This window comes from Chimaeribacter sp. YP20170169 (assembly GCF_056739715.1).
In genome coordinates this window covers 751800-764745 of sequence record NZ_CP176824.1, presented here as the reverse complement: position 1 = coordinate 764745, position 12946 = coordinate 751800, and the positions used below count along the sequence as shown (strand labels likewise).

6 protein-coding genes are annotated in these 12946 nt (G+C 64.1%); 2 read left to right on the top strand and 4 right to left on the bottom strand.

The annotated features are described in order from the left end of the window. The first annotated feature begins 96 nt into the window (after positions 1 to 96). On the top strand, positions 97 to 225 hold the full coding sequence (locus ACK3SD_RS03445; RefSeq protein ID WP_481127599.1) for a hypothetical protein: 129 nt from the start codon (positions 97 to 99) through the stop codon (positions 223 to 225). Then, positions 225 to 353, top strand: a complete 129-nt coding sequence (locus tag ACK3SD_RS03440; RefSeq protein WP_481127598.1) for a hypothetical protein — start codon at positions 225 to 227, stop codon at positions 351 to 353. Before ACK3SD_RS03445 ends, ACK3SD_RS03440 begins: the two co-directional genes overlap by 1 nt. Positions 354 to 996: 643 nt before the next feature. On the opposite strand, the gene recD is transcribed toward ACK3SD_RS03440, so the two are convergent. The 4 genes from recD to recC all read right to left on the bottom strand — a co-directional run bounded on the left by recD (position 997) and on the right by recC (position 12883). Next, on the bottom strand, positions 997 to 2838 hold the full coding sequence (recD, locus tag ACK3SD_RS03435) for an exodeoxyribonuclease V subunit alpha (protein ID WP_481126780.1): 1842 nt from the start codon (positions 2836 to 2838) through the stop codon (positions 997 to 999). Further along, complete coding sequence (gene recB, locus ACK3SD_RS03430) at positions 2835 to 6392, bottom strand: exodeoxyribonuclease V subunit beta (protein ID WP_481126779.1); 3558 nt, start codon at positions 6390 to 6392, stop codon at positions 2835 to 2837. The genes recD and recB overlap by 4 nt, the downstream gene beginning before the upstream one ends. Next, entirely contained in the window at positions 6389 to 9283 is a 2895-nt protein-coding gene (ptrA, locus tag ACK3SD_RS03425; RefSeq protein ID WP_481126778.1) for a pitrilysin, read from the bottom strand. The genes recB and ptrA overlap by 4 nt, the downstream gene beginning before the upstream one ends. Before the next feature lie 222 nt (positions 9284 to 9505). Beyond that, on the bottom strand, positions 9506 to 12883 hold the full coding sequence (recC, locus tag ACK3SD_RS03420; protein ID WP_481126777.1) for an exodeoxyribonuclease V subunit gamma: 3378 nt from the start codon (positions 12881 to 12883) through the stop codon (positions 9506 to 9508). Positions 12884 to 12946: the final 63 nt, after the last annotated feature.

Sequence of the window (12946 nt, the reverse complement as noted above, 5' to 3'; positions counted from 1 at the left end):
CGGTTTCCAGCCAGCCGAGGTAAACGTACTGCTCACCGAGAAACTGGCGCTCTACAACTACCAGCGACGTTCCAAGCTCCTGTTGGCCGACCTCTAATGCCACACCGGCACCTCAGGGCGCCGGTGTGCGGCTTCCAGCCAGCCGAGGTGGACGTACTGCCCACCGAGAAACTGGCGCTCTACAACTACCAGCGGCGTTCCAAGCTCCTATTGGCCGACCTCTAATGCCACACCGGCACCTCAGGGTGCCGGTGTGCGGCTTCCAGCCAGCCGAGGTAAACGTACTGCTCACCGAGAAACTGGCGCTCTACAACTACCAGCGGCGTTCCAAGATCCTGTTGGCCGACCTCTAATGCCACACCGGCACCTCAGGGCACCAGTGTGCGTTTGGTCAGGTCTATGGCGCAAGGGGCTGCATCAGCCGATCGCCCAGCCCGTAAGGACGTGCGACCGACCGAAAAGCTGGCGCTCTACAATGACCTACGGCGCGCCACTCTCTCTAATACACACCGGCGCCTCAAGGTGCCGGTGTGCGTTTGGATCAGGTCTATGACGCGAGGGGCTGCATCAGCCGATCGCCCAGCCCGTAAGGACGTGCGACCAACCGAAAAGCTGGCGCTCTACAATGACCTGCGGCGCGCCACTCTCTCTAATACACACCGGCGCCTCAAGGTGCCGGTGTGCGTTTGGGTCAGGTCTATGACGCAAGGGGCTGCATCAGCCGATCGCCCAGCCCGTAAGGACGTGCGACCGACCGAAAAGCTGGCGCTCTATAATGACCTGTGGCGCTCCACTCTCTCTAATACACACCGGTGCCTCAGGGCGCCGGTGTGCGTTTGGGTCAGGTCTATGACGCAAGGGGCTGCATCAGCCGATCGCCCAGCCCGTAAGGACGTGCGACCGACCGAAAAGCTGGCGCTCTACAATGACCTGTGGCGCTCCACTCTCTCTAATACACACCGGCGCCTCAAGGTGCCGGTGTGCGTTTAGTCAGGTCTATGACGCGAGGGGCTGCATCAGCCGATCGCCCAGCCCGCTGCGGCGCTGGGTGGGAGTGCTGATGGCGCTCGCCAACACTTTCTGGCTGGTATAGAGCGAAAGCTGCCGTTTGGCGCGGGTAATGGCGGTGTAGACCAGCTCACGCGTCAGCACTGGCAGCCACTGGTTGGGCAGCACCAGCAGGGTATGGTCGAACTCCGACCCTTGCGACTTGTGCACCGTCATCGCGTAGGCGGTCTCGTGGGCCGGCAGGCGGCTGGGCTGCACCGATTTGATCTCGCCGTTGGGCAACTGGAAATAGACGCGCAGCTCATGGCGCGCGTCCCGCAGCGTGATGCCAATATCACCATTGAACAGCCCCAGCGCACTGTCATTGCGGCTGATCATCACTGGCCGGCCTGCATACCAGCGTCCGGCCGCGCCCGGCGCACGGCGGATCACCCCTTGTCGGCTCAGCGCCTGCTCAATCCGTTCATTCAACCCACTGACGCCAAATGGCCCCTCGCGCAGGGCGCACAGCACGCGGAAGCGGTTGAACAGCGCCAAAATCTCGGCGGCGTCCCCGCCTGCGTTCACCTGCTTCAGGTAGGGCTGGTACTCCTCCATACACACCGCCAGCAGGTGCTGGTACTCCTCGGCGCTGCCCAGCGGGTAGCCGCGCACATCCTCATAGCTTCCCTCCAACGCCTTCAGCGCCTGCGGGACCTGCCCAGCATTCACCGCGCTCGCCAACCGGCCAATGCCGGAGCGGGCATCGAAGCGATAGCTTTTGCGCAGCAGGCAGAGGCTGTCACGGACGGAGGCGTGGCTCGGGTGGTCGGCCCCCTCAAGCGCACAGCCGGTCAACGCGCTAAGCTGGCCGGCGCGGGACGCACTGTAGCCCTGCTCGGCGAAGCGACAGAGATCGCCCAGCACCGCCCCGGCCTCCACGGACGCCAGCTGGTCGCGGTCACCCAGGAAGATCACCCTGGCGTGCGGCGGCAAGGCGGCAATCAGCCGCGCCATCATTGGCAGATCCACCATCGACGCCTCATCCACCACCAGCACGTCGAGGTGCAATGGGTTGGCGGCATGGTGGCGCATCCGCTGGCTATTGGGCTGCGCGCCAAGCAGGCGGTGCAGCGTCGATGTCTCCTGCGGGATGGCAACCGACAGATTGAGTTCGCGGCTGGCCTTGCCCAGCGACTCCGTCAGGCGCGCCGCCGCCTTGCCGGTCGGCGCGGCCAGCTGGATGCGCAGTGGTTTGCCGCCGGACAGCTGCACCAGCGCCGCCAATAGCTTGGCGACGGTGGTGGTTTTGCCGGTGCCGGGGCCGCCAGAGATGATGGAGATGCGCCGAGTGATGGCCACGGCGGCCGCCACCTTCTGCCAGTCCGGCTCCGCGCCGCCCGCGCCAAACAGCGCATCCAGGATGGCGGCGAGCGCCTGCGTGTCCGCCGGCTGGTCGCAGTCGCTGGCGATAAAGCTCGCCACCTGCGCCTCGCACTGCCACATCCGTTGCAGGTAGAGCCGATCTTTATGCAGCACCAACGGCGTCGGGCGGGAGCCGTCACTCACCGCTGGCCACGCCAGCAGCCATTCGCGCCACTGTCCGTGGTCTGGGTTACCGATGCGCTCACCCATGGCACCGGCCAGCTCCGGGTGGCGGCCATCAAATAGCGCCGCGGCGTTCAGGTGGGTCAGCGGCAAACAGACGTGGCCGCTGCCCGCTTCGGCGCTAACACAGGCCGCTGCCAGCATCAGCGCTGGCTCGCGCTCATCCGCGAGAAAACGGGCAAATTGCACATCCAGCGGCCTCAATGCGCCGCCCAGCAGCGCGCGTTCCAGTAAGGTCATCATGGGCGTGTCTCCGCCTCCATGTTAAGCGCGTGGCCCTCAAACAGGGCGTCCATCTGCTCGATGAATGCTCCCGATGGCCGACAGCGAAACAGGCCGTTATCCGGGTGCTGCCGGTCAATGCCGCGCAAAAAGAGATAAATCACCCCGCCAAAGTGGCGGTCAATGTCATAGTCAGCCAGACGGTGGCGCAAATAGCGGTGCAGCGCCAGGCTGTAGAGCTGGTATTGCAGGTCGTAGCGGTGCTCCGCCATCGCCTGCTCCATCGCCGGCTGGGTGTAGGCCGCGGCGCTGTCACCCAGCCAGTTGGATTTGTAGTCCAGCAGGTAGAATTTGCCCTCCCAGCGGAACACCAAATCGATAAAGCCCTTCAGCATCCCCTGCACCTGCCGGAAATCGAGGGGCGGGTAGCGGGCAGAGAGCGGGTCATGCCGTTTGACCAGCGCGTCCAGATCGGTGGCGTGCAGCAGGCCACGGATCGGGATGTAGAACTGCAACTCGGCCTGACGCATCGCCGGTGTCAGCTGCCGCAACGACAGCCCCGGCGGCCCAAGCGGCGCCTGTAGCACCTGCTCCAGCCACGGGGCCAGCACCTCGCCCCACTCTGCGCCAAAGCCGTGTGCCACCAGTTTTTCCGCCAGCCAGTCGCTCTGCGGCGTCTGGCTGAACTCCATCTCCTCAAACAGGCTATGCAGGAAGGTGCCGGGCGACGCGCCCTTCGGGAAGGCGTGCGGCGTCATGCCCGGAGCCGGTTCGGCGGGGTTTTCGCCGGCGGCGTCAATGTCCAGACGCGGCAACAGCGCCTCCGCCAATGCACTGCCGTGCTGTTGCAGGCCGGAGTAACTGGTGACGCGCCAGTTGTCGCTGACGCGGCGGCTAAAGTCGCGGGCAGCCAGCGTGAGCGCCGGGTTGCCCGGTGCCTCCCACGGCTGCGCAGCTGGCTCGGCCACCTGCGTCAGGGCGATGCCCTCGCCCTCCAGCGCTGCCAGCCGCGTCGCTAGCTCGGCGGCGTCACAGGGCTGGCCCTGCTGGATCAGGTAGCCGAGCGCGCTGCGGTGCAGGTCGGTTTCGCCCTGCTTTTTGCGGTTGCCCTGAATCAGCGGGGCCATGCCGATGCTACAGTGGTAGACCGAGCGGGTCAGTGCCACGTAGAGCAGGCGCAGATCCTCTGCCAGCCGCTCCTCTTCCGCCAGCGCCTGACTCTCCTCCTCGGCGCGCAAGTCGAGCAGCGCCGCAAAGGTTTGGCGATCGTGGTAGAGCGCCTGCTGCTGCGGGCGGAAGTGGGCAATAAAGGGCAGCCACACCAGCGGGTACTCCAGCCCCTTGGATTTGTGGATAGTGACGATCTGCACCAGATGGCGGTCGCTCTCCAGCCGCAGTTGCTGGTTCTCCGCCTGACTCTCTGGCTGGGCGATCTGCTGCGCCAGCCAGCGCACCAGCGCGTACTCGCTCTCCAGTTGCGCCGAAGCCTCCTGCAACAGCTCACCCAGATGCAGGAAGTCGGTCAGACGGCGCTCGCCCTCCTCGCTCACCAGCAGGTTCTCCGCCAGATGGCGCTTGCGCATCAGCTCGCGCAGCATCGGCAGCACGCCACGCCGCTCCCAGTGCTCGCGGTAGCTATCAAACTCCAGCACCAGCGCATCCCACTCCGTTTCGCTCTCGCTCAGCGCCGCCAGTGTACGGGCGTCGAGTCCCATGATGCCAGCAGCCAGCGCGCTGCGCAGTGCGCGCTCCTGCTCCGGCGCCAGCACCGCCTGCAACAGCCAGAGCAGGTCGCGCGCCTCCGGGGTGTCAAAAACACTGTCGCGGTTGGAGAGGTAAACCGACGGGATGCCGAGCGCGCCGAGCGCCTCGCGCACCAGCGCCGCCTCGTTGCGGTTACGCACCAGCACCGTGATGTCCGAGGCGCGCACCGCGCGGCGCTCGCCCCCGCTCACTAGCCAGGCGGCGTTGCGCTGCCCGGCGGAGAGCCAGTCGCTGATCTGGCCAGCGCACTGGCGCGCCATCAACTGCTGGTAGTCACTGACGCCAATCCCCTCGCCCGCCTGAAGCCAAAAGTGCAGCGCCGGCTGTACCGCGCCCTCCACCTCAAAGGCCAGATCGCGGTTGCGCCCGGCGGCCTGCACCGGGCTAAAGGGGATCTGCGCAAAGATGAAGGGGTTATCCGACAGCTGGAACAGGCGGTTGACCGCGGCCACCATCGGGTGGGCGGAGCGCCAGTTGGTGCCAAGCGTATAGTGAGCATTCACTTCGGCTCTGGCACGCATGTAGGTAAAGATGTCCGCGCCCCGGAAAGCGTAGATCGCCTGCTTTGGGTCACCGATCAGCAGCAGCCCGCACTGGGGTTGCTGCCCGTAGATGGCACGGAAAATGCGGTACTGCTGGGGATCGGTATCCTGGAACTCATCGATCATCGCCACCGGGTAGCGGGTGCGGATTGCCTCCGCCAGCGCCTCGCCGCCTGCCGATTGCAGCGCCTCATCCAGCCGGCTCAGCAGGTCGTCAAAGCCCATTTCGGCGCGCTGGCGTTTCTCCTGCTGCACCGACTGGCGGATCTCCTTGATCGCCTGCGCCATCACCACATCACGCAGCGACAGTGGCTCGGCATAAAGCCTTTCAATCAGCTCAAACACCGGGTGGCGCGGTGGCTCACCCTTCTTGGTCTTCTCCAGCAACGTCGCCTGGCTGAACCTCTCCAGCTCCTTCGGCAACTGGTAGTCCAACGTCTCCAGCTGGCTCCAGGCACCGACGGCCTCTAGCCACTGCGGCAGGTAACGGCTGCTGTAGCTGCGCTTGTCCACGCCAGAGTCACCGATCAGCCCCCCTAGCTCTGCCGCGGCCGCGGCCCAGCCCTGTTTCACCTCGGTGATGCACTCGACAATGCGCGCATGGCGGATCAGCAGCGTTTCCCCTTCGGCTGGCGGGTAGCGCAGCGCCGGGGCCTCGCCCTGCAAGTAGGGTGTCAGATCGCGCAACAGCTCCTCCGGCCCGCTCCACATCTGCCCCACCGGCCGCGCCACCGCAATCGGCAGCGGGTAGCAGTGGCGACGCCAGAAGTCGGCGCAGGCCTGACGGCGCAGCGGCGTCTCATCCTGCACCAGCGTCTGCTCGAACAGGATGCCGGACTCGAAGGCGTTATGGGTCAGCATCCGCTGGCAGAAGCCGTGGATGGTGTAGATGGCGGCCTCATCCATCTGGCGCTCGGCCGCCAGCAGCAGCGCGGCGGCGTCGGCCAGATCGGTCATCTCCGCCATCAGCGCCTGCAACATGCCATCACTGCTGTTGCCGCGCACGCAGGCCAGCCGCAGCGCGTGGATATTCTCGCGGATGCGCCCACGCAGCTCCTCGGTGGCGGCCTCGGTAAAGGTCACCACCAGGATCTCCTCCACCGTCAGCGGCCGGGGGAAGGCCGCCGCGCCGCCCAGCCCCAGCAGCAGGCGCAAATAGAGGATGCCGATGGTAAAGGTTTTGCCGGTACCGGCTGACGCCTCAATCAGCCGCTCCCCAGAGAGCGGCAGTGTCAGGGGATCAAGCGGCAGCGGGATGGCCGTACTCATTGCCCGTTCACCTGTTGCGGCAGGGTAGCCTGCAGGCCGGTGACGTTCTCATAGCGCGTCCAGCCCTGCGGCGCGGCAAAGCCCGCTTTCCCTGGCTCGGTGCCACTGCCCTGCAACTGCGACAGCAGCGCCAGCCCCTCAGGGGCCATGACCGCTTGCCGATAGTAGGTATGGAGCTGTTCGCGCGTCAGGCTGCCCAGCACTTTCAGTACCTTGTCACGGGTATCGAAGGTGAAATTGCCACGGCTGAAGTCATTGCTGAACCGGCCGGCCTCCTCACTCAGGGTCTGTGGGCGCTGGGTCAGCTCATTGATCATCCCTTGACGGTACTGCATAAAATCCTCATTGCTCATGCTGGCCAGGCGCTTGTCGGCCTGGGTAAAGAAATCGAGATAACGGGTATAGAGGTAGGCCGGCGACTGGTTGCTGCTCTGCAACAGGAAGCCCATCCCCCACTGTTTGCCCACGGAGATGGGGAAGGCGAACACCGCATAGCCCAGCTGCTCCTGAGTGCGCAGCTGGCTGTAGAACCAAGGCTGGATAATCTGCCCCAGCAGCGCGCTGTAGGCCATGCTCTTCACCTCGTCATAGCCCGGCGGCACAAACACCGCTGCCAGCGCCGAGTCGCTGCCCGTGCTGTTCTGTTGCAGGAGGGCCAGCTGTTGCTTCTCGATCACCACCTCCTTGCCGTGCCACCACGCCTTGCCGGTGCAGCCGAGCTGGGTCTTCAGCGAGCGCGCCAGCGCCTGCACCTGCTCCGGCGTCATGTTGCCGACCACCATCACCTCCGGCGCGGCCAGGTGCAGCAGGCTGTCACGGTAGGCGACGATATCCTGCACCGTGATGCCATCCAGCATCGCGCGCCGCGCGGCCCGTTCGCTGTAGGGGATGCGTGACAGCATCTGCACCGGCATGATCGCCTGCTCAAACGCCTTGCCACGCTCGGCGGAGTCCAGCTTTTCGCGATACCACGACTTCGCCTGCGCCAGCTGCTCGTCGGTTGGCGTAAAGCTGGAGTAGCCTTCCACCAGCGAAGTCAGCAGCTGCGGCAGGCGCTGGGTGTAGCCATTGGCGTTGAACACCAGCCCGTTGTCCGGCGAGGTGGAGAAGCTGATGCCACCAATCGAGGCCTGATAGCTCAACTGATCCAGAGAGAGGCCCGCCAGATAGTCAGTGAGCGCATACATCACCTGATGGCGGGCGGAGTCGAGCGCCGTCGGGTTGCGGAAGGCAAAGGTGATGTCGGCGCGCGGCTCATCGGCAAAGTAGCGGCTCGGCATGTAGAGCGCGCGCAGCCCCGGTTCATCCACCACCAGCTGCGGGCGCGTGGCCTGCGGATCAGCCTTGATCAGCGACAGATCATCCGGGATGTAGGGGTTGAGCGCTGGCAGGGTCAGGGCAATCTGGCTGCCCAACTGTTGCCAGCGCGCATACTGTGCCGGGGCGATTGGCTCGACCTGATAGGGCGCGTCCACAAAGTAGGCGGTGCGGTTGTGTGGCTGATCCGGGCTAACCACCCAGACGCGGGCGTTTTGCGGCGTCAGTTGGTCCAGCCGCTGGCCAATGGCCTGCGGATCGTAGCGGTCAGCCAGATAGGGCGCATCCAGCGCATGGTTGACCGGCACCCGCAACAGGGTGTCCACCAGCCATTCAATGTAGTTCATGTCTCGGGTGATGGCCGGGTAGCGGAAATCGAGGTTCAGCACATGGCCAATCTCATCGAAATAGCTCTGGCTGATGCCGTCGCGGCGCAGCAGCGCGAGGTAGTTGAAGATGGCAGCGATCACCTCATCCTTCTGCGCCAGCCCCTTGTCCGTCAACGAGACCGAGATGGCAAACACGCCTTGGTTGCGATCCACCAGCGGATCGGCCCCGGCGTTGATGGCGTCTGCCAGCCCCTGCTTCTGCAACCAGTCAGAGAGGGTGCCGGGGCTGCGGTTGCCAATCAGGTAGCTGATGTAGGTGTCGATTTTGCTGCGGAATGCCTGACTGTTGTTGTCAATCGCGAACTCCAGCTTGAGCTGTTTGCGCGGCTGGGCCGGCACCACGTGGATCATGATGCCCTTCTGCGCGGCCGTCAGGGTCGGTGCGGTGATGGCTGGCACCGTCGCATTATGGTTGGCGATGCGCCCGAAGGTTTCCGCCGCCAGTTGCCCCAGCGCCGGCAGCGGCTGGTTGCTGTAGATCACCCCCACCATCAAATTGGCGGAGTAGTAGCGGTGGTAGAAGGCGGTCAGCTCATTGTGCAGCACGCTACCCGGTTTGTCCTTCAGGGTATCGAGGTTGCCACCGGAGAAGCGCGCGCTGGGGTGTGCCGGGTTGAGGGTCTCAGCCCGCACCTGCGCCATGCGCATCCCGTCGCGGGAGCGCGCCATCGTCAGCTCGGCATTCACTGCATGGCGCTCGCGATCGGCATTGACCGGATCGAGCAGCGGCGCGGCGATGGCATCCGCCAGCCGATCCACCGCCGGTGCCAGCGCCGCATTCTCCACCTCCAGGTAGAAGGCGGTGCGATAGGAGGCGGTGCTGGCGTTGTGGCTGCCCCCATGCTTTTTCAGGAATTCCGCCAGATTCTCCGGCTCCGGGTACTTTTTCGACCCCATCAGCACCATGTGCTCAAGGTAGTGCGCCAGACCCAGCTGGCTGTTGGGATCCTCCAGCGAGCCGACCGGCAACGCCAGCGCCGCCAGTGACTTCGGCGCTTGCGCGTCCGAGACCAGCAGCACGGTCATCCCGTTGTCCAATTTCACCGCCTGATAGTGACGGGGATCGTGTTCACTCTTGTTGATTGTTTCCGCCAGTGGCTGCCATCCCTGAGCAAATACACTGAAAGGCAAAACAAAAACCACTAACAACAGTAACCTGGAAATACAGGTAAGCTGTTTTCGCATTCCCACTCTCCCATCACTTCGTAAATATACCGCTGGTGTAAACGTCAAATTGGCCTGGCCACTCTGCGTGCACGCTGCGAATGTCAGGCCAGGCTGGCCCGATGGGGTCAGACCCGGTTATGAGGCGAAAGTTTCGCCAAACGGCGCACTCTCGCATTTTCTGCATCCATCGTATAGTGATGGAGTGCGCCAGCGTCCTTTCATGGGGTTATCCGGTTGCCTTCAGGCATCCGGTTGATGATGGCGCATCAGGGGCAGCAAGAAGCGCTCTGCCTGACGCTGAATCTGGATAATGTCATCCTCATCCAGTTGGCGGATGACACGTTGCAGGTAGGGATCCTCGCTTTCGCCGGGCATCCGCGGGTCGCCCAGCCACGCCTGCAACAGCTTGCCGCGCGCCTTGCCCTGCGTCTCGTCGTCGCGCTTGATCTCACCGGTCTGGGAATCATAACACTGGTTGAGCCAGGCCCAGCCGCTCTTGTTCAGCAGCAGCAGCGGCTCGCGCATCCCTTGGTGGTAACCCTCAATCAGTTGCCCCAGCAGTTGCGCCGCCTCGTCGGCTGGCAGCGGCGGGAAGTGCCACTCGCTCTCCTTGCGGCCATAGCTGCGGCTGGCCCCCTCGCCCCCCGATGTACAATACGCCAAATGCTCAATCCACAGCAATATGCCATCCACCGCATTCAGCTGCGCTGGACGCCAGCGTAGCAGGCCATCAGCCTGCACCTGATGGATCCAGCCCGTCACCCACGCGCCACCGATTTGCAGGGCAATCTCCTCGCTGTGCGACTCGCCACGCAGGCCACGCACCCGCTCCGCCAGTGCGCCCATCTCCTCGGATTGCGTCTGCCAGTAGATCTCGCCAAACGCGCCGTAGGGCAGCGCGCCAGAGGCTTTCACGCGATCGTAGAGCGCCGAGACATCCTGCTCCTCGATCAGCGTATTCAGCAACTGGCTGTTGAATTTGTAGCGGTTGAGGCTGTCCAGCACGAACGGCTCCTCATCCGGCAGCTCGGTCTCCTCAAGGATGAAGTTGACCCCCAGCCGCATCTGGAAGAAGGCGCGCACCGGATGGCGATAGAAGCGCATCAGGTTGTCCAGCGTGATCTCCTCCAGCGGCTTCGGATCCAGCGGCTGGTTGAAGTCCGGGTGTGGCTCGCCAAGGGCGCTGGCAGCGGGCAGCCACTCTTTGGCATAGCTCTGGTGCTCATGGCCCGGCACAAAGTTTTCGGCATTGAATGGCATTCGCGCATGCCAGCACACCAGATGCTCGCGCACGCGCCGCTCGCTCTCATCCGCCTCAAGATCCAGGTCATCCGGCAGCACAAAGCTCTGGCCGATATACTCCATCAGTTCCGTCACCAGCACCGAGGCGTAGCGCTCGCTGTTGTCCTGAATGGAGCGGCCGATAAAGCTGATGTAGAGCCGCTGCTGCGCGGAGAGCATCGCCTCCAAAAACAGGTAGCGGTCATCGTCGCGGCGGCTGCGGTCGCCCTTCTTCACCTGATGCGCCATCAGGTCAAAGCCGAGCGGCGGCAGGGTGCGCGGGTAGACGCCATCATTCATGCCGAGCAGGCAGACCACCTTAAAGGGAATCGAACGCATTGGCATCAGGGTACAGAAGTTAATCGGCCCCGCCAAAAAGCGCTGGCTGATGCGCTCCTGATCGAGGCGCGCCGCCAGGTCATCACGCAGGATGGTCAATGGCACCGCCTCCGGGTACTGCGCCGAGAGGCCAAAGTTGATCGCCTTCTGCCACTGCTCCTCAATCACCGTCAGCACCCCCTCCGTCTCCACATCCTTGGTGAAGAAGGTGTCGAGCATCTGCCGGCAGAGCGGTAGCCAGTCGGCCAGCGGGCGGGACTCTGCCAGCAGGGTGCGCCAGCGCGTCAGCTGCATCAACAACTCGGCCAGGTGGCCGGCCAGCTCCGCCGCCAACCCGGTGGTTTCGTCATAGGGCAGCACGCCCTGCCAGTGGCCCGCCTCGCTCTCCATCGCATAGCCAAGCAACATGCGCGTCAGGCCAAAGCGCCAGGTGTGCTGGCCGGTCGGCGGCAGCGCCAACTGGCGGATGGCGTCATCATCCAGCCCCCAGCGGATGCCAGACTCACTGACCCACAGGCGCAGCAGCCGCAACCCATCCTCATGGATGGAGAAGCGGCTGGCCAACGCTGGCACCTCCAGCAGCGCCAGCACCTGCTCGGCGGTAAAGCGGCTCTGCGGCATCTCCAGCAGCGAGAGGAAGGCCTGCAACGCCGGGTGGGCCTGGCTGGCCTTGCGGTCAGAGATGGCGAACGGCAGATGGCGCTCTGGCGGCGCGTTGCCGAACACCGCCTGAATATAGGGCGCGTAGCTGTCGATGTCTGCCACCATCACGATGATGTCGCGCGGTGTCAGTGACGGGTCTTCGGCCATCATCGTCAGCAATTTGTCGTGCAGCACCTCCACCTCGCGCTGCGGGCTGTGGCAGGCGTGGATGCAGATGGAGCGATCCTGCGGGTCAAGCAGCCGCTTGCCGTCGCTGCTGGCCAGCGTCTCCGGCGTCATGCCGAGCACCGCCCGGTCATCCAGCTCCAGCATGTCGCGCTGCACCGCATGGAGCAGGCTATCATCCTCCAGTTCAACAAATGCCTGCACCTCCTGAATCTCATCCACCTGCGACAGCAAATACATATGGTCGCGCCCCAGCTTGCCCCAAGAGGCCAGTAACGGGTTGGTCAGCGCCTGCTCGCCCTCCTGGTTGAACAGTTGCGGTGCCTGCTCCGGGTCACGGAACAGATCGACCTCCGCGCGCGCCAGATAGTCACGGCGCTTGCGGCTCTGCAACTTCGCCAGGAAGGCATAGTTCTGGATGTCGCCCCAGTAGTAGCGGCAGGGGTTGGTGAACATTAAGTGGATGTCGATGTGCTGGCCAAGCGCCTGCAACGCCTGTAGGTAGACCGGCGGCAGTGCCGAGATGCCGCAGATAAAGACCCGCTTCGGCAACCCCGGCGGGCACTCCGCGCTCTGGTGCAGGGTGGAGATAAAGCGCTGGTAGAGGTTGGCACGGTGCCACGTCGGCTGGTTCAGCGATTCGGTGTATTCACACAGCCGCTTCCACAGTACCGACTGCCACTGCTGCGCCTCGCCCAAATCTGGTTGCAGCTCACCGCGCTGCCATCCTTCGAGCCAGGTCGGTCGGTAGACCAGATATTGGTCGAACAGATCCGCCACCCGCGCCGCCAGCTGGTGGATTTTGCGTTTGTCGCCGTCGTCAGTCAGGTAGTGGCGCAGCGCGGTGAACTCCGGCTGCGGCAACATCTGCGGCAGCAGCCACATCAGCTTCCAGGTCATCGCATCTTTGCTGAAGGCGCTCTCTTTCGGGATGCCCGGCAGGACGCGGGTAAACATCTCCCAGATAAAGGTGGCGGGCAGCGGGAAGTGGATATTCGCCGCGATGCCAAACTCCTCCGCCAGCTGCATTTGCAGCCACTGCGCCATGCCGGGGCTTTGCACCAGGATCACTTCCTGCTCAAAGGGATCGGCAAGCGGTTGCCCCTCAATCAGTGCGGCAATCAATTTTTTTAGCAAATCCAGATGGTTGGAGTGGTAGACGGTGAACATGGTGCCTCTGAAGTGAATAACGGGTATAGCAGACGGCGTGCGCCGCAGCCCCACTGTAACCTG

Excerpts from the sequence above, each read along its gene's own strand:
- recB (WP_481126779.1), bottom strand. The coding sequence starts at position 6,392 with ATGAGTACGGCCATCCCGCTGCCGCTTGATCCCCTGACACTGCCGCTC.
- ACK3SD_RS03445 (WP_481127599.1), top strand. The coding sequence starts at position 97 with ATGCCACACCGGCACCTCAGGGCGCCGGTGTGCGGCTTCCAGCCAGCC.
- ACK3SD_RS03440 (WP_481127598.1), top strand. The coding sequence starts at position 225 with ATGCCACACCGGCACCTCAGGGTGCCGGTGTGCGGCTTCCAGCCAGCC.
- recC (WP_481126777.1), bottom strand. The coding sequence starts at position 12,883 with ATGTTCACCGTCTACCACTCCAACCATCTGGATTTGCTAAAAAAATTG.
- recD (WP_481126780.1), bottom strand. The coding sequence starts at position 2,838 with ATGATGACCTTACTGGAACGCGCGCTGCTGGGCGGCGCATTGAGGCCG.
- ptrA (WP_481126778.1), bottom strand. The coding sequence starts at position 9,283 with ATGCGAAAACAGCTTACCTGTATTTCCAGGTTACTGTTGTTAGTGGTT.